Genomic DNA, 17,337 nt, shown 5'->3' on the forward strand with positions numbered 1-17,337 from the left:
GACGGCGCCGTTCCGCGCCTGCGCGCTGATGGGTCAGGGGTTTCACGGCGCCATCTTGCCCTGGATGAAGGCCACCACGTCGGCCAGCGGCACGGCGGTCGCTTCGGTGTCGCGGCGGCCCTGGTATTCCAGGTTGCCCTCCTTCAGGCCGCGCTCGCCGATCACCACGCGGTGCGGCACGCCGATCAGTTCCCAGTCGGCGAACATGGCGCCCGGACGCAGGCCGCGGTCGTCGACGATGACGTCGATGCCGGCTGCCTGCACGGCGGCGTACAGCTTGTCGGTCTCTTCCTTGACCAGCTCGCTGCGGTCATAGCCCATCGGGCACAGCACCAGTTCGAACGGCGCCAGCGAGGCCGGCCAGATGATGCCCTTGTCGTCGAAGTTCTGCTCGATGGCCGCGCCCAGGATGCGCGTCACGCCGATGCCGTAGCAGCCCATCTGCAGCGGCGCCGCTTTGCCGTTCTCGTCCAGGAAGGTGGCCTTCATGGCTTCCGAGTAGGCCGTGCCCAGCTGGAACACGTGGCCCACTTCGATGCCGCGCTCGACCGCCAGCACGCCCTTGCCATCCGGCGAAGGGTCGCCCTCGACCACGTTGCGCAGGTCGGCCACGATGGCAGGCTCGGCCACGTCGCGGCCCCAGTTGGCGCCGGTGTAGTGGAAGTCCGCCTCGTTGGCGCCGGTGATGAAGTCGGCCATGTTGGCCACGGTGCGGTCCGCAACAACGGTCACGGGGGCCTTGGTGCCGATCGGGCCCAGGTAGCCCGGCACGCAGCCGTACACTTCCAGGATTTCCGCCTCGGTCGAGAAGCGGTGGCCCGCCAGGCCGGCCACCTTGCCGACCTTGATCTCGTTCAGTTCATGGTCGCCGCGCAGCAGCAGCATGAAATAGGTCTTTTTGCCGTCTTCCTGTTCCACCGTCAGCGCGATGGTCTTGACGGTGTTTTTCAGGTTGGTGCCCAGCAGCTTGGCGACGTCTTCGCACTTCTGCGCCTTCGGGGTCGAGGTCTTGACCAGCGCGGCGGCGGCGGCGGCGCGGGTGCCGGTCGCCAGCGCCTCGGCCGCTTCCATATTGGCCGCGTAGTCCGAGTCCGGGCAGTACACCAGCGCGTCCTCGCCGGTGCTGGCGATCACGTGGAACTCATGCGAACCGGTGCCGCCGATGGCGCCGTTGTCGGCCGCCACCGCGCGGAACTTCAGCCCGAAACGGGTGAAGATGCGGGTGTAGGCGTCGAACATCACCTGGTACGACTGCTGCATGCCGGCCAGGTCGCGGTCGAAGGAGTAGGCGTCCTTCATGGTGAACTCGCGCCCGCGCATCAAACCGAAGCGCGGACGGCGCTCGTCGCGGAATTTGGTCTGGATGTGGTAAAAATTCAACGGAAGCTGCTTGTAGGATTTAATTTCCGAACGGACAACGTCGGTGATCACTTCCTCGGACGTCGGCTGGATCGCGAACTCGCGGCCGTGGCGGTCCTTGACGCGCATCAGTTCGGCGCCCATCTTGTCCCAGCGTCCGGTCTCCTGCCACAGCTCGGCCGGCTGCACCAGCGGCATCAGCAGCTCTATGGCGGCGGCGTTGTTCATCTCTTCACGCACGATGGCTTCGACCTTGCGGATGACTTTCAAGCCCATCGGCATATAGGTATAGATACCCGAGCCGAGGCGCTTGATCATGCCTGCGCGCATCATCAATTGATGGCTGACGATCTCCGCGTCGGACGGCGCTTCTTTGAGAGTTGAAATAAAAAATCGGGAGGCACGCATACGGTGAATTCTTTTTAAAAAGAGAGAGTTATAATCAACCTAATTTTAAAGGATTAGCTGGCTGATGCGTCCATACTTTATACAAATGCGTTCATTAGATGGCCCGCCGACGGTTTTCGTACCCCGAAAACCGGGCTGGCGCGCAGGTTTGTGGGCAAAAATATAAGAAGGACGCACTGCGAGCAGAAAGTTTGAGGTGCACTATGCTCGACCGTGAAGGGTTTCGGCCCAACGTCGGCATCATCCTGCTCAACGCCCATAACGAGGTGTGGTGGGGCAAGCGGGTGCGCGAGCACTCATGGCAGTTTCCGCAAGGCGGGATCAAATATGGAGAAACGCCCGAACAGGCGATGTACAGGGAGCTCGAGGAAGAAATAGGATTGCGGGCCGAACACGTCAAAATCGTGGGCCGCACGCGCGACTGGCTGCGCTACGAGGTGCCCGACCACTTCATCAAGCGCGAGATCCGGGGCCATTACCGTGGCCAGAAGCAGATCTGGTTTCTGCTGCGCATGTGCGCGCGCGACAACGACGTGAACCTGCGCCTGACCGACCATCCGGAGTTCGACGCCTGGCGCTGGCACGAGTACTGGGTGCCGCTGGACGTGGTGATCGAGTTCAAGCGCGACGTCTATCAGCGCGCCCTGCAGGAGCTGTCGCGCTTCCTGACGTGGCCGCCGCATGGCAACGGGCACCGCCACCACACGTCGCGCTACCTGCGCCAGCCGCACGCGCCGCGCAGCGCGAACGGCAACAATGGCAGCAATGGCAATAATGGCGGCCCCGCCAACGTTGCCGGCATGGCAAGCGAAGGCGGCATCCTGGCCGCCGGGCCGGAACTGGCCACCGCCAGCGCCGACCCTTGCGCCTGCGACGATCCGCCGCGGATCGTGCTGCCGGGCCAGGACTAAGTCCTGGACCAAGACAGAACGGACGCCTCGGCGTCCGTTCTGCCGCCAAGGTACAATGGCGCCTTATCCGCAGCCCTCGCCTTCCCGCTTATGTTCAATCCGTCCTCCGACGACGTGCGCCGCTTCTTCTGCACCGTGTTCCAGAAACAGCGCGCCAAGGAAATCCTGACCCCGCTCGAACTGATGGCGGCCGACTGGATCGGCCACCATCCCGAGTACGAAGACGCGCTCAGCGACGTCGACGCGGCCATCGCGCGCGACTATTCGGTCGACACCGGCCAGGCCAACCCCTTTCTGCACCTGTCCATGCACTTGTCGATCGACGAGCAGATCTCCATCGACCAGCCGCCCGGCATCCGCGCCGCGGCCACCGCCCTGACCCTCAAGCTCGACTCGGCGCACGAGGCGCAGCACCAGATCATGGAATGCCTGGGCGAAATGATCTGGAACGCCCAGCGCAACGGCCAGCCGCTGGACGGCGATGCCTACATCGAAGCGGTGAAACGCCGCGCCTCCAGGTAAAGCCGCCAAATAAAAAAAACGCCCCGAAGGGCGTTTTTTATTTGGCGGCCGGCAGTTACCAGCTGGCCGTCAGCGTGTACTTGCCGCTGGTGGCGCCGGTGCCGCCGCTGTAGTAGATCACTTTGGCGTACAGCGTGCCGGCGGTGCTGTAGGTCACGGTGTCTGCCAGGCCGGTGCCCTTGACGCTGGAGGCGACCTTGGTGCCGGCGCTGTTGTACAGCTCCAGGTCGTAGTCCGAGGTCGCGTTCGGGGTCATCTTGACGGTCAGCGTTTTGCCGGCCGGCAGCGCCACCGAGAAGTAATCCACGTCCGTGCTGGCGCTGAACGTGCCGTTCACCGTGGTGCCGGACGTCGTGATGGCGTTCGCGGTGGCGGTCGTGTTGTTGCTCTCGGTTTCGTTGATGACCGGGCCGACCGGCGTGCTCGACAGGATGCCCTGCGCTTCGAACTTGGCCTGGAAGGTGTTGGCGTACGTCAGGTCGGCCGGATACAGCGTCTTGGCCGCGTTCACGATGGCGGTCGCCATGGCCGGCATCTTGATGTTGCTGCCCAGGCCGAAGTGCGCTTCCAGGATGATCTGGTCGATATTGGCGCGCGGCTTGCCGGCGGCGATCAGCGCCACCATGGACTGGTACAGCGGCGCCGACCACAGCTCGTCGGACTGGAACGTCACGCCTGACTCGGTCACCGACTGGTGCGCCGCGTAAGTCTTGCCGCTGTTGTATCTGGCGTCCGTGCGGTTCAGCATGCGGCCGGCCCAGCAAGCGCCGTGGCCGTCCCAGCTGAAGGCCCATTCCGGATGGTAGAGCTGGCCGTTCGGCGTGCTGTAGGAGTAGGACGCGGCCCAGTAGTCGCCGAAACCCTCGCCCATGGCGCCGGTGTCGCCGCCGGTCCAGCTGGCGCTGATGTTGGCCTGGATGCCATGGCCGTATTCATGCAGGATCACGTCCGCGTCCTCGCTGTCGTTCACGCAGCCGTGGCCGAAGGCCAGGTAGTCCGACGAACCGCCGCTGTAGTGCGAATTGTCATCGCCGTTGACGCCGTCGGTGTCGACGTTGAGCGGGCGGTTGATGATGGACTTGGTGCCGGTGAAGCCCAGCGACTGGATGTAGCGCTGACTCTGGTCCAGATGGAAATAGACGTTGGTGTCGTCGAAGGCATTATTGCCGCGCTTGGCCGTCCACACGCCATTGGTGGTAGTCGACGGCGCCGTGTTCGGCGCTTCGATGTTCTTGATGTTCACATACGGGCCGCTCAGCGTGTAGCTGCTGCCCACCACGGTCAGGTCGCGCAGGGTCTTGTTCGAGTAGGCTGCGTCGAAGGCGCTGGCGGCCGAAGTGTCGGTCAGCGCGTCGGTGTTCAGCACGGTGCGCGGGTCCGGGTCGAAGGCATAGCCCGAACCGTTGATGCCGGACGGCACAACCGTGGGGGCAGGCGCGGTGCCGCGCACGGACTGGGTGCCGCCGGCGGCCTTGGTCGCGGCGCCGCGCTCGAGCACCGGACCGCCCACGCTGGCGCGCGAGGCCAGCGTGCGCTCGCCCTTGCGCGGAATCGAGGTCGAGTAGGAATCGATGACGCTGCCGTCGTGCGCATTCAGGAACTGCACGAAGCCGCCGGTCGGCATCTGCGCTTCGATGCTGACCTTGCGCGCCAGTTGCACGCCATCCTTGGTCGCCACCCACACCAGCTCGGTGCGCGGCACGGCCACCAGCGGGTGCTGCACCTTCATATTGTTCCAGCCCTTGTCCAGCGCCTGCTCTTCCGAGATCTGCGCCTGGTTGTGCAGCTGGTTGACGGCGGACGCGTCGACCTTGTCGGAAATATGGCGGGTCTCGTTGAAGATCTTCTGCAGCGCGCCGTTCTTGCCGATCGACACGATGATCTCGGCGCGGTCCACCGGCAGGCCGCGCAGCATTTGCTGGTAGTGGTAATGCTTGCCGGTCAGCGACTCGCGCACCGTGACCAGGGTCAGGTTGTTGAGCGAAGCCGGCAGGCCGAATTCGGCGGCATGCTGGCGCAGGACGGCGTCGGCCGAGGCGGCCGAGGCGCCGGCGAACAGCGTGAGGTTGTCGATCTTGTAGCTGGCCGCCTGCGCGGTGCCGGCGTAGGCGAGGACGATCAGGGAGGCGAGGATGGGGCGGGAAAATTGGCGCATGCTGCGGAAGCTCCTGTCAAAATCGGTGGTGGATACGAACGGTGCGCGACGAGTATAGCCACGGCGATTTCGGCGTTGTAAACGCGGGCCTTTTTAGACAAAGTTTTACCGTTTGTCCCAATTTGGACATTTGAACGGTGCGCGCGCGGCGCCGCGCTAAGATGGGCGTCTTATCGAAGGAGCACAGCATGCGGCACGTGATGACAGTATTCCTGGCCGGCGCGCTGACGGCCGGCTGCGCCTGGTCCGCGCCGGACGCACCGGCCGCCAAGGCCATCGAGGATGTGGAACCGGAAGTGACGAAGGACGTGGCCGCCGCGCTGGCGCGCAAGGCCGAAGAGGCAACGGCGGCAGGCCAGGCCGCCGCGCCGGAAGTCCCCCTGCTGCGCGCCTGCCCGGCCCCGCTCCGGCTGGAGCTGCTGCGCCGCAGCGTCGATGGCGAAGAGCGCAGCTATCTGTACCGTGTACGCTGCCCGGTCCCGCTGCTGGCGAGCGCCACCTACGGCAAGGCCGCCACCATCAAGCGCCTGTCGGTCGTGCCGGAATGGCCAGCCCCCCTTCCATATTGAGCAGCAACGAGGCCGCCGAGGCGGGCGTCAAGGTCAGCCCGATCAGCAGCAGCACCGGCCCGGCCACACCGCCGGTGGCGATGGCGCCGCCCAGCCAGGGCAAGTCGGGCGCGGTCAGCGCCAACGGCCGGTCCTGTTGCTCGCGCCGCACCAGGGCGCGCACCAGATGCCAGGCTAACGCAGCAAACGTAGCCCGTACAATCCGCCCGCCATCGACCCCGGCTTGGCGACGAACTTCACCGTCAGCGACCCGTTGAGCAATTCAGCCGGAATCGCCACATCCTTCGTGTAGAACTCCTGCGTATTCTTCTCCAGCGTGACCGTGGCGATCTGCCGGCCATTGACCAGCACATCGAACGTAGGGCCGGAATCGCCGCCGCTGAAGGTCAACCTCAGGGTCTTCGCTTCCAGCTTGCTGTCGTTCAGCACATAGCTGAACCATCCGCTTGCACGGCGCCAGTGCTTGTCCTTGGCGACGCCAGCGTCGGCGCCCTCGCCCGCAAACGCATGATCGGACTCCGGCTGCTGCTCACCCGGCGCCACCTGATCGATGGTCTGCGCGTCGAGGGCGATGCGCTCGGCTTCGGCCTTGGCCGCCGCTTCGCGTGTGGCCTGCGCGCCGGCCGGGGTCGCATACGGCCAGTAGATCGTATAGCGCGAATCATGCAGCCGGAAGAACGGAATGAGTTTCATGTCCGCCGCACCGCCGCCCTGGATCAGCCCCGGCGCCGTGAACGTCATCGGCTCGCCCTTGACCGCCTTGAACTTCTTCACAAAGTCGCGCGTGTCGCTCACGAACATCGGCGCCGCCGCCGCCGGACACACGGGCCCCCATGCGCCATGCGACCCCGAATCGCCCGCGAACATGTTGAGCTTCTCATTCGCGTGCAGCTGCGTCTTGGCCGCCAACACGATCGGCCCGCGCAGCACCGCATAATAGTTCGACTGGTCCGGCAGGCGCTCCAGGGTCGTTTGCATCGGCACGGTCACGTCGATGCGGTCGCCCTTGCGCCAGTGACGCGTGACGCTCACATAGCTGCCCGGCTTGCCATCGACCTCGACCGGCTTGCCATTGACCTTCACCTGCATGGCTGCGCGCGCAACCCAGCCCGGATAGCGCAGCTTGACGGTAAATACGCCATCGCCATCGAGCGTCAGGCGGCTGGTGTCGGCATCCGGAAAGCGCGTCGTCTGTGTAATGCGCACGCCCTTCTCGCGCCACTCCAACGTCGAGGATGCGTACAGGTTGACGAACAGTGCATCTTTCTCATGGGCGTAGATAAATTCGCCATACTTGGACTGGCTCTCGATGCCCGAGCCGACGCAGCACCACATGGAGTTGTCGACCTCCGAATACACGCGGTAGTGGTTCGGCCGCATCGGCGTGAAGTAAACCAGGCCGCCAGTGTCCGGGTGCTGCGACGACAGGATGTGATTGAACAGCGCACGCTCCATGTAATCGGCGTAGCGCACGCTCGGGTCGCGGCGGAACAGCATTTCCGACAGACGCAGCATGTTGTAGGTGTTGCAGGTCTCGGGGCCTTCGACCGCGCTGATCATCGACGAGAAGTCTTTGTCGTCGTGGAAGTGCTCGCGGACGCTGTTGCCGCCGATGGCCACGGTGCGGTGATCGTGTACCGTGCGCCAGAAAAATTCCGCGGCCTTGTGCAGCTTCTGGTCGCCGCCCAGCGCGGCGATGCGCTCGAAGCCGATCACTTTCGGAATCTGCGTGTTGGCGTGCATGCCGGTCAGCTTGTCCTTGCCCTCTTCCAGCGGCTGCAGCAAAACCTGATGCGAGAAGCGCTGCGCCAGCGCCAGGTATTTTTTGTCGCCGGTCAGTTCGTACACATCGGCCAGCACTTCGTTCATGCCGCCATGTTCGGCGCGCAGCATGGACTGCATCTGCTCATCGCTCAGCGCGGCCGTCAGCTTGAGCGCCCAGTCGGCCATTCCGACCAGCATGGCGCGCGCGTCCTGGTTGCCGCCGTAGCGATAGGCGTCGCGCAGGCCGGCGTAGGTCTTGTGCAGGTTGTACCAGGGGACCCACTTGCCGTTGACCCCGAAGTTGTCGGACTTGATCGCGCCTTGGGCGACGTCCTGCCACGCCTTGCTGCCTTCCGGGATGCCGCCGATGTAACCGTTGCCGTTGGCCTGCTGGCACTTCTTGAGTTCATTGACGAAGTAGTCGAGGCGCTCCTTGACCTTGGCGTCGCCGGTCGACGCATACAGCAGCGCCAGCGCCGACAGATAGTGGCCGCCGATGTGGCCGTCCAGGCCGTGCGATTCCCAGTTGCCATAGCTCGGCGCTTTCAGCGGCAAACCGGCTTCTCGCTGGAAGGGCGCGAGCAGTTTGTCCGGATCGAGCGACATCAGGTAATGCAGATTGCGGTTCTGGGCATCGAGGAAGGGACCGGCGCCAAGACGGACGTCGGCCAGCGGAAAGCGATCCGCGGCCGACGCCGTCAATGCTGTTGCTGCCAGCAGAAGGCTGGCGAGGAGTTTGCTCATGGTAGTTCTTTACCTTTACTTTGATAGCGGTTCAGTTCTTGGGGGCGACCAGCGGCCCATCCGCCCCGTTTTTCATGCGGCGCCCGTACCAGTCGCCAAGCTCAGGCTCTCACTGCGTAAATTGCCAAATCAGTTAGATAAATTGAAGGTACGCCGTTACACCATGCCCGGATACCATCAAATTCGAGGGAGTGCATTTGGCCAGGAAGGCGACGTTGGTGTATCGGCGCCGGGCAAGCGCCCGCGGCGAACTGCACGGCCGGCGGCGCCCGGATTATTTGACGTAGGTGCCGAGCTTCACTTTCAGCACCTGCGCCCTATCGAAATTCAACAGCATGGAAGGCGGTCAGGCATGAAAGCGCGACGGCGGCGCGTAACGGGGGGGCCGCGGGCATGAGATATATCCTATTCAGCAATTCTTGAGCCGGCAAGTTTCTCATTGGATGCACGGCACATGCAATACCTGAAATCACCAACTATGCGAACAATTTTCACGCACCTGCCCCACTCTTTTGCCGTATCCATATGGGCAAGAGTTCGTCGGCGTAAGCCCGCGACGGTATATTCAATAATTTCGAGCGCCAAAGTCAGGCCGTATCGCCAGCAGCATGAAACAGGCAGCGCCGAGCTGGTGTGCGGTGCCCTAATAGTCACCTCATTTTTATGGTCGCGTCACAGCAATCCGTGAAGAACCAAAAAAAAAGCCACGCGATGCGTGGCTTTCTCGGGATGCCGCTGTCGGATCAGCGGTGCACTGCCAGGGTGCCCGGCAGGCTGTGCAGGTAAGCGGCCAGATCCTTGATGTCCTGGTTGCTCAGCGGTTTCACCTGGCCGGTCATGATGGCGTTGCTGCGGCCGTTGGCGGCGTCGCCGCGCTTGTAGGCGGTCAGCGCGTGCTGCAGGTAGTCCTTGTGCTGGCCGGCCAGCTTCGGATACGACGGGTCGATCGGCGAATTGTAGTCCTTGCCGTGGCAGGCGGCGCAGCTGTACTTCTCGGCCAGCGCCTTGCCGGCGTCGATGTTGCCGCCGGCGGTGGCGGCGAAGGAAGCGCTGGCGCAGACCAGGGCGATAATCAGTTTTTTCATGGTGTCCGGACTCATTTCTGCTTTTGTTCAGCGTAGTAAGCGGCGATGTCGGCCATGTCCTGGTCCGACAGGCTGGTGGCGATGCCCTTCATCGAAGGATGCTTGCGCTCGCCCTTCTTGTAGCCTTGCAACGCGTTCTCGATGTATTTAGCCGACTGGCCACCGATCTTGGGCACCTGGAACACTTCCGGGAAGGTGGCTTTGTAGCCTGGGATGCCGTGGCAACCGATACACATTTCGATCTTGGCTGGAGCGGCCTTGGCGTTTCCAACGATGTCCGCCGCTGCGGCAACTTGAGCGATGCCTGCGAGCACGAGAACTGCGTAGATTTTTTTCATGGTGAATGGCTAGGTTAACGTCAGTAATATTATTGATACTGCGTGGTACTGCGAGGGCGCAAAAGTTGACTTTTACACTACCAGCCAGCGATTCTAACTCACAACACTGGTCGAGTCCACATTCGCGGGGCGCAGTGTGGTATAGCGTTCTGGCATATACTCAAGAGATTCTTTTTCAACTATGAGACGTGTACTTATGCAAGCAAATAAAGGGCAAGGCCAGCGCTTCGAGGGTTCGGACAACTACGTCGCCACCGGCGACTTGAAACTGGCCGTGAATGCGGCGTTGACGCTGCAGCGTCCATTGCTGATCAAGGGCGAGCCGGGCACCGGCAAGACCATGCTGGCCGAGGAAGTGGCCGCCGCGCTGGACATGCCATTAATGCAATGGCATATCAAATCGACCACCAAGGCCCAGCAAGGCCTGTACGAGTACGACGCCGTGTCCCGCCTGCGCGACTCGCAGCTGGGCGACGAGCGCGTGCGCGACATCCACAACTACATCGTCAAGGGCGTGCTGTGGCAGGCGTTCACCGCGCCGGAGCCGGTGGTGCTGCTGATCGACGAGATCGACAAGGCCGACATCGAATTCCCGAACGACCTGCTGCGCGAGCTCGACCGCATGGAATTCTACGTCTACGAGACGCGCGAAATGGTGCAGGCCAAGCACCGCCCGCTGGTCATCATCACTTCCAACAACGAAAAGGAATTGCCGGACGCCTTCCTGCGCCGCTGCTTCTTCCACTACATCAAGTTCCCGGACAAGGACACGATGGAGCAGATCGTCAAGGTGCACTACCCGACCCTGAAGCAGGACCTGCTGGCCACCGCGCTGCAGACCTTTTACGAAGTGCGCGACGTGCCCGGCCTGAAGAAAAAGCCGTCCACCTCCGAGTTCCTGGACTGGCTGAAACTGCTGCTGGCCGAGGACATCCCGCCCGAAGCGCTGCGCAGCAAGGACGCCAAGGCCGTGGTGCCGCCGCTGCACGGCGCGCTGCTGAAGAACGAGCAGGACGTGCACCTGTTCGAGCGCCTGGTGTTCATGAACCGGACCAACCGCTGATGAACGCCCTGCTGGCCAACTTCACCCCGGTGACGCTGGAACTGAACGGCGTGCGCCTGGAGCCCCTGGGTCCGCAGCACGCCGACGGCCTGCGCGCCGCCGCCCGCGACGGCGAACTGTGGAAGCTGCGCATCACCTCCGTGCCCGAGCCGGACCAGGTGGAAGCCTACATCGCCGCCGGGCTGGACATGCGCCCGGGCCGCTTTGCCTTCGCCGTCGTCGACATGCACAGCGGCGCGGTGATCGGCACCACCAGCTACCACGACATCGTGCCCGCGCTGGACCGCGTGGAAATCGGCTATACCTGGTACGCGCGCAGCCGCCAGCGCAGCTACGTCAACACCAGCTGCAAGCTGATGCTGCTGACGCACGCCTTCGACACCCTGGGCTGCGCGGTAGTCGGCTTCCGCACGGACAACTTCAACCACGCCTCGCAGGCGGCCATCGAACGCCTGGGCGCGAAGAAGGACGGCGTGCTGCGCCACCACGGCATGCGGCGCGACGGCACCGTGCGCGACACCGTCGTCTACAGCATCGTGCGCGGCGAGTGGCCGGAGATAAAAGCGCACCTGCGCTACAAGCTGGACAGGGAATGAGGGACTGAGCATGCTGATCGATTTTTTCTTCACGCTGAAAGACGCGAAGATCCCCGTTTCCATCAAGGAGTTCTTGACCTTGCTCGAAGCGATGCAGAAGAACGTCATCGACGCCTCGATGGACGACTTCTATTATCTGTCGCGCCTGACCATGGTCAAGGACGAGGCCCACTTCGACAAGTTCGACCGCGCCTTCGCCCAGTATTTCAAGGGCATCAACGGCGCCTTCGACACCAACAGCGCCATTCCCATGGACTGGCTGATCAAGCGCATGGAGCGCGAGCTGTCCGAGGAGCAGAAGGCCGCGCTGCAGAAATTCGGCTACGACAAGCTGATGGACCGCCTGAACGAACTGCTGAAGGAACAGAAGGAACGCCACGAAGGCGGCAGCAAATGGATAGGCACCGGCGGCACTTCGCCGTTCGGCAACGGCGGCACCAATCCGGAAGGCGTGCGCATCGGCGGCAAGGGCGGCAACCGCACGGCGGTCAAAGTGTGGGAGGCGCGCGCCTACAAGGACTACGACTCCGAGCGCGAACTGGGCACGCGCAACATCAAGGTCGCCTTGCGGCGCCTGCGCAAGTTCGCGCGCCAGGGCCACGAGGACGAGCTGGCGCTGGACCAGACCATACGCGCCACCGCCAACAACGCAGGCTTCCTCGACATCAAGATGCAGCCCGAGCGCAAGAACAACATCAAGGTGCTGATGCTGCTCGACGTCGGCGGCACCATGGACGACCACATCGAACGCACCGAGGAGCTGTTCTCGGCGTCCAAGACCGAGTTCAAGAACATGGAGTTCTTCTACTTCCACAACTGCGTCTACGACTACCTGTGGAAGAACAACCGGCGCCGCAACGCCGAGCGCTTCCCCACCTGGGACGTGCTGCGCAAGTACACGCCGGACACCAAGGTCATCTTCGTCGGCGACGCGACGATGAGCCCCTACGAGATCCTGCAGCCGGGCGGCTCGGTCGAGTACAACAACGAGGAGGCCGGCGCCGAATGGCTGGGCCGCTTCACGCACGCCTTCCCGAAATTCATCTGGCTCAACCCCGAGCCCGAAGGCCTGTGGCAGTACCGGCAATCGATCGCCGTCATCCGCCAGCTGATGAACAACCGCATGTTCCCGCTCACCATAGAGGGGCTGGAACGGGCGATGCGCATGCTCAGCAAGTGATAAGAAGGCCGGGGTCAGTTATTTTTTCCCCTTCCTGTAAGAAACCCCGTGCGGAAGTGACTATCTGATCAAGAACAGCTCACTTCACGCCACCATGACAGCACAAGCGCCCCTCGCGCCGCCCGGCCCCGGCCAGGACCACCGCTACCGGCACGCCATAGAGCGCTATGGCCCCGATATCGCGCGCTTCGCGATGGGCTATGAACGCGACCCCGCCAAGCGCCAGGAACTGCTGCAGGACATCCACGTGGCCATCTGGCAAAGCTTCGCCACCTTCAGGGACCAGTGTTCGCTGCGCACCTGGGTGTACCGGGTCGCCCACAACGTCGGCACCAGCCACATCCAGCGCTCCTTCCGCGCCGCCGACCGCATCAGCCTGGAACTCGACGCCGCCGAGCTGGTGGCGGACGACGGCGCCGACATCGGCCTCACCGAACGCAGGCTGGACCTGCAGCGCCTGCTGACCCTGATCCACCGGCTGGGCGCACTCGACCGCGAAGTGATGCTGCTCTATCTGGAGGACATGGACGCGGCCGCCATCGGCGACATCACCGGCCTCTCCGCGCGCAACGTGGCCACCAAGATCCACCGCATCAAGGCCGTGCTGGCGGCGCAACTCGGGAGCAAAGAATGAACGACGACGACCTGAAACAGCTTTGGCGGATGCAGCCGGCCAGCAGCGCCCCCTTGCCGGAGGAAGTGCTGCGCAAGCGCGCCAGCAAATTTCAGCGCCGCGTGGCGCTGCGCAACCTGATCGAGGTGCTGGCGGCCGTGCTGGCGGTGGCCGGGTTCTCGCGCTATCTGTGGCTGTACCCGCAGCCATTGATACGCTTGGGCAGCGTGCTGATCATCCTGGCCGCCGCATTCGTGGTGTACCAGCTCTACCGCCGCGCCTCCAGCCGCCCGCTGCCGGGCGCCGAGAGCGCCCTGCCCTGCCGCGACTTCCACCGGGCAGAGCTGGTCCGCCAGCGCGACGCGCTGCGTTCGGTCTGGCTCTGGTACATCGGCCCCTTCCTGCCCGGCATGGCCGTGTTCCGCTGGGGCGTGGAGACCCAGCTGGACGCCAGCGCGCCCTTCGCACGCGGCTGGCAGGCCAACCTGCTGATCGCGGGCGTGCTGCTGGCGATCGCCATCCTGAATCTGTATGCCGCACGGAAAATGCAGCGCCAGATCGACCGGCTCGACGCTGAACCCAACTGAAAGAAAACCCATGAAAAACCGAACCATCATCGCCGCCGTGGCGGGCGTTTTGCTCAGCGGCGCCCTGCACGCGGCGGCGCAGCTGGACGACAATGTGCGCAATATGATCGCCGCCCGCATCGAGAAAGGCGAGCTGGCCAGCGTGGTGGTCGGCATCATCGACGGCAAGGAGTCGGCCGTCTACGGTTTCGGCGTAGCCGACGGCCGCGCGCCGGACGCGCGCACCGTCTACGAGATCGGTTCCGCCACCAAAACCTTCACCGCGCTGCTGCTGGCCCAGGCCGGCGCCGCCGGCGCCAAGCTGGACGAGCCGGTCGCCACGCTGCTGCCAGGCTTGACGATACCGAGCTACGCGGGCCAGCCCATCACCTTGCTTGACCTCGCCACGCAAAGCTCGGGCCTGCCGCGCCTGCCCGGCAACATGCCCATGCGGCAGCCGGACAACCCCTACGCCGACTACACGCAGGAAAAGCTGGAATTGTTTCTGCGCAACCACCAGTTGGCGCGCCGGCCCGGCAGCGCATATGAATACTCCAACCTTGGCTTCGGCCTGCTCGGGCAGGCACTCAGCGCGCAGGCCAAGCTTCCCTACGCGGCCTTGGTGCGCGAACGCATCACCGCACCGCTAGGCATGGAATCGACCGCGGTGGAATTGACGGCGGACATGCGCGCCCGTCTCGCCCCCGGCCACAGCGCCACAGGACAGCCCGCCGCCAACTGGGATATGGGCGCCCTGGCCGGTGCTGGAGCGCTGCGCTCCGACGCCCAGGACTTGATCCTGTATCTGAAAGCCCATATGCAGGCGGGCGCCGGCTCGCCCTATGCGCGAGTCCGGCAGGCGCAGCGGCCTGCGCCGGGTCCCGACATGCGGATCGGCCTGGCATGGCATCTGAATCCGGTGCGGGGCCGGCCCGTCGTCTGGCACAACGGCGCCACCGGCGGCTACTCCAGCTTCCTCGGATTCACCGCCGATGGCCAGCGCGGCGTCGTGGTACTGGCCAGCACCGCCACCGCCATCGACAGCATCGCCCTGGCCAGCCTGGTGCCGGGCGCGGCGGTGGAACCGCAGGCCATCGCCATGACGGCCGAGGCGTTGGCAGGATACGCGGGCCGCTACCAGTTGGCGCCGAATTTCATCCTGACAGTGAAGCCTGCAGCCACCGGCCTGCAAGTGCAGGCGAGCGGCCAGCCGGCCTTCATCGCCGGCGCCAGCGCGCCGGACGAGTTCTTCCTGACCGTGGTGGACGCGCGCCTGAGCTTCAAGCGCAGCAAAGATGGTGCGGTCGACCGCCTGGTGCTGCACCAGAATGGGCGCGCCATGCCAGCGGACAAAATAGACTAGCCTGTATCATACCCAAGGCTGGTAGTTGATACCGTCCGCGATTTGGCCGATCAGCTGCGCGTAGTTTTCCGTACTCTCGCTGAAACCGCTCAACACGCCGGCCACGGTGTCCTGATGGGTGTTCAGCACGTTCACCCAGTAGTTCAAGCCGCCCTGGTCCGGCGCGCGGTGCAGCACATTGGCGTAGAGGCGGACCACGATGTCGGCGTTGCTGGCGTTGGCGCCATAGGTGGCGGCAAATTCGCCCGAGCCAACGAAACCTGCCGCGACCGTACGCAGGCTGGCGCCGTTGTCCATCTGCGCGATCCAGTATCCCAGGCCCTGCTCATCCGGCGCGCGGTTGAAGGCAGCCTGGTAGAGCCGGTAGGCCTCGCCGCCGTTGCCGTCCACGTCCAGCGCGATGGCGCCGTCCTTGAAGTTGAGGCGTTCGACGTTCACCAGCTGGTCCAGACCGTCCGCGCCGACCTTGTCGTCGACCCAGAACCGGCCGCCGTCGGCGCGCACCGTGTACTCGTCGCGGTAGCCGTTGTAGAAGGCCTCGTCGAGGCCAGAGCCGCCGTTCAGATAGTCGTCGCCACGCCCGCCGAACAGGGAATCGTAGCCAGCGTAGCCGTAGATGTCATCGTTGTCAGCGGTGCCGTCCAGATTGTCATCCCAGTCCGTGCCGTTTATTACATAAGCCATCATGCTCTCCTCGTTCGTTCGATGAGGAATCTTAGGCCGGCGATTTGACGTGGATGTGAAGAATTACAATTTGTTTCGCGCGGTAACCGCGTAGCAGCGTGCGCCTAGCCAACGGTGGCGTTCATCTTGCCGATGAGCGTGCAGCCGCACTCCGTCTTGCAGCCGTGCACAGCGACGGGCTTGCCGCCAGCGGTCAGTGTTTCGTGTGCGGTGACAATCTTGTTGACGCCGTGGGGTTTGCCGCCGGGATAAACCTGGGGGCACGCAACCGTATCGCCCAACCGCGCGACGGCCTTGCCGCCGATGTCGTGCGTCAGCGACCCGCTGATCACTTTGCCGCCATGGTCGGTGCTGTCGCCGACGACGATGATTTTGAGTGCCATCGAGGGGCTCCTTCAATAGGTTGGCGGACCTGGCGGCTCAGGGTCCATCGCGCCTTCGACGCCTGGCCATGCTGGCAATTTGGCTGGTGGCAAGGGCAAGAACAAATCCAATCGGCTAAATTTGAGATCCGGATTAAGGTCCAGTGCTTCGCCGATTTCTGTATAGCGCCGAGTCCGCTCGGTGTCTTGACCAAATCCTAGCGGCGTAAGAGCTGCCTCTTGAATCATCCTTCCGACGCCGTCACCAAAAGCCAGATACAGATGCGCTGCACTCTCCTCGCTGCCAAATTTCACGGCCTCCTGATGGAGACGTAACGCATCCATATATCTCTTTTCTATCTCCGCTATTACGGCGAGCTTATGCGCCGCAGGGCCGTGCCCCTGCTCGTAGGCACATTTCATCATCTGTGCCTCCGCGTCCCTACGCCCCGCTTCGCCGTATGCTTCGGCCAAAGCCATTTGCGCGTCGGGGCTACCCAACTGAGCTGCTCTCAGGTAATACGCCCAGGAGATATCCAAATCATAATACGCCCCACCATATCCGTATTGATGCGCTACCCCCACGTCGTAGTACCCCCAAGGCTGCCCAGCTGCCACTGCCACGCGAGCGATGGCAACCCCTTGATTCTCCTCTTGATCCAACACTTTATTCCATGGCATAGGTCCCAGACCGTGCAGATAAAAATGCGCCAGCAAGGCACGCGCCCCCCAATCGCCTTTGTCTGCAGCGGTTCTCACGTCCGCCAGTATTTTCAGCAGCTCATCCTTGGTGAACTGCCATGCAATCTTGCTGCGCCATTGCTTCCGGGCTTGAATGTAGAGCCGATATGCTTCGGGGTCTCGCACCTTCGGCATATGCACTTTCCAACGGCCGCAAGCAGGAACCGGGCCGGTTATATCAAAACGCGAAAGTCCTGGTGGAATTGCATGCATGGCTTTGTACCTTAAATGGTCAATATAGAAGTAAGTGCCTATGGAAATTGCAAGAATCATCAGGGCTAGCGCGCCCCAGCGTTTCTGTCTCGTGCCCATCG

General features: G+C 63.5%; 17 protein-coding genes and 1 pseudogene. 9 read left to right on the forward strand and 9 right to left on the reverse strand.

Going from position 1 to position 17,337, the window contains the following annotated elements; genetic code table 11:
• Positions 1-42: 42 nt before the first annotated feature.
• Positions 43-1,767, reverse strand: coding sequence for a proline--tRNA ligase (locus ACSQ8Y_RS20245; RefSeq protein WP_436268225.1), 1,725 nt, complete (start codon positions 1,765-1,767; stop codon positions 43-45).
• Positions 1,768-1,970: 203 nt separating this feature from the next.
• Between ACSQ8Y_RS20245 and ACSQ8Y_RS20250 the strand changes: the two genes are divergently transcribed.
• Both ACSQ8Y_RS20250 and ACSQ8Y_RS20255 read left to right on the forward strand, forming a co-directional pair.
• Positions 1,971-2,678, forward strand: a complete 708-nt coding sequence (locus tag ACSQ8Y_RS20250; RefSeq protein ID WP_436268226.1) for an RNA pyrophosphohydrolase — start codon at positions 1,971-1,973, stop codon at positions 2,676-2,678.
• 90 nt (positions 2,679-2,768) lie between these two features.
• Positions 2,769-3,200, forward strand: a complete 432-nt coding sequence (locus tag ACSQ8Y_RS20255) for a DUF1841 family protein (RefSeq protein WP_436268227.1) — start codon at positions 2,769-2,771, stop codon at positions 3,198-3,200.
• Between the two features lie 55 nt (positions 3,201-3,255).
• On the opposite strand, the gene ACSQ8Y_RS20260 is transcribed toward ACSQ8Y_RS20255, so the two are convergent.
• Positions 3,256-5,355, reverse strand: a complete 2,100-nt coding sequence (locus ACSQ8Y_RS20260) for a M36 family metallopeptidase (RefSeq protein WP_436268228.1) — start codon at positions 5,353-5,355, stop codon at positions 3,256-3,258.
• Between the two features lie 200 nt (positions 5,356-5,555).
• On the opposite strand from ACSQ8Y_RS20260, the gene ACSQ8Y_RS20265 reads away from it, so the two are divergent.
• Positions 5,556-5,924, forward strand: coding sequence for a hypothetical protein (locus ACSQ8Y_RS20265; RefSeq protein WP_436269872.1), 369 nt, complete (start codon positions 5,556-5,558; stop codon positions 5,922-5,924).
• On the opposite strand, the pseudogene ACSQ8Y_RS20270 reads toward ACSQ8Y_RS20265, so the two are convergent.
• The 4 genes and pseudogenes from ACSQ8Y_RS20270 to ACSQ8Y_RS20285 all read right to left on the reverse strand — a co-directional run.
• Positions 5,905-6,051: pseudogene (locus ACSQ8Y_RS20270) on the reverse strand (EamA family transporter); the annotation flags it as partial. The gene ACSQ8Y_RS20265 and the pseudogene ACSQ8Y_RS20270 sit on opposite strands and share 20 nt — an antisense overlap.
• Before the next feature lie 47 nt (positions 6,052-6,098).
• Positions 6,099-8,432, reverse strand: coding sequence for a beta-L-arabinofuranosidase domain-containing protein (locus tag ACSQ8Y_RS20275; RefSeq protein ID WP_436268229.1), 2,334 nt, complete (start codon positions 8,430-8,432; stop codon positions 6,099-6,101).
• Between the two features lie 743 nt (positions 8,433-9,175).
• Positions 9,176-9,517 (reverse strand): c-type cytochrome, encoded by a 342-nt coding sequence (locus tag ACSQ8Y_RS20280; protein WP_436268230.1) that lies wholly within the window; start codon positions 9,515-9,517, stop codon positions 9,176-9,178.
• Positions 9,518-9,528: 11 nt separating this feature from the next.
• Positions 9,529-9,855, reverse strand: coding sequence for a c-type cytochrome (locus tag ACSQ8Y_RS20285; RefSeq protein ID WP_436268231.1), 327 nt, complete (start codon positions 9,853-9,855; stop codon positions 9,529-9,531).
• A gap of 196 nt (positions 9,856-10,051) precedes the next feature.
• On the opposite strand from ACSQ8Y_RS20285, the gene ACSQ8Y_RS20290 reads away from it, so the two are divergent.
• The 6 genes from ACSQ8Y_RS20290 (at position 10,052) to ACSQ8Y_RS20315 (ending at position 15,236) form a co-directional block, all read left to right on the forward strand.
• Entirely contained in the window at positions 10,052-10,918 is an 867-nt protein-coding gene (locus tag ACSQ8Y_RS20290) for an AAA family ATPase (RefSeq protein ID WP_436268232.1), read from the forward strand.
• Positions 10,918-11,514 carry a GNAT family N-acetyltransferase gene (locus ACSQ8Y_RS20295; protein WP_436268233.1) on the forward strand — a complete coding sequence of 199 codons (597 nt, stop codon included), beginning with the start codon at positions 10,918-10,920 and terminating at the stop codon, positions 11,512-11,514. Before ACSQ8Y_RS20290 ends, ACSQ8Y_RS20295 begins: the two co-directional genes overlap by 1 nt.
• Before the next feature lie 10 nt (positions 11,515-11,524).
• Complete coding sequence (locus ACSQ8Y_RS20300; protein ID WP_436268234.1) at positions 11,525-12,694, forward strand: vWA domain-containing protein; 1,170 nt, start codon at positions 11,525-11,527, stop codon at positions 12,692-12,694.
• A 94-nt stretch (positions 12,695-12,788) separates the two neighbouring features.
• Entirely contained in the window at positions 12,789-13,328 is a 540-nt protein-coding gene (locus ACSQ8Y_RS20305) for an RNA polymerase sigma factor (RefSeq protein WP_436268235.1), read from the forward strand.
• Positions 13,325-13,894 carry a hypothetical protein gene (locus tag ACSQ8Y_RS20310; protein ID WP_436268236.1) on the forward strand — a complete coding sequence of 190 codons (570 nt, stop codon included), beginning with the start codon at positions 13,325-13,327 and terminating at the stop codon, positions 13,892-13,894. The genes ACSQ8Y_RS20305 and ACSQ8Y_RS20310 overlap by 4 nt, the downstream gene beginning before the upstream one ends.
• Before the next feature lie 10 nt (positions 13,895-13,904).
• Complete coding sequence (locus tag ACSQ8Y_RS20315) at positions 13,905-15,236, forward strand: serine hydrolase (protein ID WP_436268237.1); 1,332 nt, start codon at positions 13,905-13,907, stop codon at positions 15,234-15,236.
• A gap of 6 nt (positions 15,237-15,242) precedes the next feature.
• On the opposite strand, the gene ACSQ8Y_RS20320 is transcribed toward ACSQ8Y_RS20315, so the two are convergent.
• From ACSQ8Y_RS20320 to ACSQ8Y_RS20330, 3 genes are all read right to left on the reverse strand, one after another.
• Positions 15,243-15,923, reverse strand: coding sequence for a DUF4214 domain-containing protein (locus ACSQ8Y_RS20320; RefSeq protein WP_436268238.1), 681 nt, complete (start codon positions 15,921-15,923; stop codon positions 15,243-15,245).
• 101 nt (positions 15,924-16,024) lie between these two features.
• Positions 16,025-16,303: a PAAR domain-containing protein gene (locus ACSQ8Y_RS20325; RefSeq protein ID WP_436268239.1), complete on the reverse strand. Its 279-nt coding sequence runs from the start codon at positions 16,301-16,303 to the stop codon at positions 16,025-16,027.
• A 12-nt stretch (positions 16,304-16,315) separates the two neighbouring features.
• Positions 16,316-17,335 (reverse strand): DUF6396 domain-containing protein, encoded by a 1,020-nt coding sequence (locus ACSQ8Y_RS20330; RefSeq protein ID WP_436268240.1) that lies wholly within the window; start codon positions 17,333-17,335, stop codon positions 16,316-16,318.
• Positions 17,336-17,337 lie beyond the last annotated feature (2 nt).

It is taken from the genome of Pseudoduganella sp. LjRoot289, from assembly GCF_964252925.1.
In the GTDB taxonomy this organism is placed as follows: Bacteria; Pseudomonadota; Gammaproteobacteria; order Burkholderiales; family Burkholderiaceae_D; genus Rugamonas.

What these genes read in the sequence shown, in the direction of transcription:
- ACSQ8Y_RS20245 (WP_436268225.1), bottom strand. Translation starts at nt 1,767, where the DNA reads ATGCGTGCCTCCCGATTTTTTATTTCAACTCTCAAAGAAGCGCCGTCC.
- ACSQ8Y_RS20250 (WP_436268226.1), top strand. Translation starts at nt 1,971, where the DNA reads ATGCTCGACCGTGAAGGGTTTCGGCCCAACGTCGGCATCATCCTGCTC.
- ACSQ8Y_RS20255 (WP_436268227.1), top strand. Translation starts at nt 2,769, where the DNA reads ATGTTCAATCCGTCCTCCGACGACGTGCGCCGCTTCTTCTGCACCGTG.
- ACSQ8Y_RS20260 (WP_436268228.1), bottom strand. Translation starts at nt 5,355, where the DNA reads ATGCGCCAATTTTCCCGCCCCATCCTCGCCTCCCTGATCGTCCTCGCC.
- ACSQ8Y_RS20265 (WP_436269872.1), top strand. Translation starts at nt 5,556, where the DNA reads ATGACAGTATTCCTGGCCGGCGCGCTGACGGCCGGCTGCGCCTGGTCC.
- ACSQ8Y_RS20275 (WP_436268229.1), bottom strand. Translation starts at nt 8,432, where the DNA reads ATGAGCAAACTCCTCGCCAGCCTTCTGCTGGCAGCAACAGCATTGACG.
- ACSQ8Y_RS20280 (WP_436268230.1), bottom strand. Translation starts at nt 9,517, where the DNA reads ATGAAAAAACTGATTATCGCCCTGGTCTGCGCCAGCGCTTCCTTCGCC.
- ACSQ8Y_RS20285 (WP_436268231.1), bottom strand. Translation starts at nt 9,855, where the DNA reads ATGAAAAAAATCTACGCAGTTCTCGTGCTCGCAGGCATCGCTCAAGTT.
- ACSQ8Y_RS20290 (WP_436268232.1), top strand. Translation starts at nt 10,052, where the DNA reads ATGCAAGCAAATAAAGGGCAAGGCCAGCGCTTCGAGGGTTCGGACAAC.
- ACSQ8Y_RS20295 (WP_436268233.1), top strand. Translation starts at nt 10,918, where the DNA reads ATGAACGCCCTGCTGGCCAACTTCACCCCGGTGACGCTGGAACTGAAC.
- ACSQ8Y_RS20300 (WP_436268234.1), top strand. Translation starts at nt 11,525, where the DNA reads ATGCTGATCGATTTTTTCTTCACGCTGAAAGACGCGAAGATCCCCGTT.
- ACSQ8Y_RS20305 (WP_436268235.1), top strand. Translation starts at nt 12,789, where the DNA reads ATGACAGCACAAGCGCCCCTCGCGCCGCCCGGCCCCGGCCAGGACCAC.
- ACSQ8Y_RS20310 (WP_436268236.1), top strand. Translation starts at nt 13,325, where the DNA reads ATGAACGACGACGACCTGAAACAGCTTTGGCGGATGCAGCCGGCCAGC.
- ACSQ8Y_RS20315 (WP_436268237.1), top strand. Translation starts at nt 13,905, where the DNA reads ATGAAAAACCGAACCATCATCGCCGCCGTGGCGGGCGTTTTGCTCAGC.
- ACSQ8Y_RS20320 (WP_436268238.1), bottom strand. Translation starts at nt 15,923, where the DNA reads ATGATGGCTTATGTAATAAACGGCACGGACTGGGATGACAATCTGGAC.
- ACSQ8Y_RS20325 (WP_436268239.1), bottom strand. Translation starts at nt 16,303, where the DNA reads ATGGCACTCAAAATCATCGTCGTCGGCGACAGCACCGACCATGGCGGC.
- ACSQ8Y_RS20330 (WP_436268240.1), bottom strand. Translation starts at nt 17,335, where the DNA reads ATGGGCACGAGACAGAAACGCTGGGGCGCGCTAGCCCTGATGATTCTT.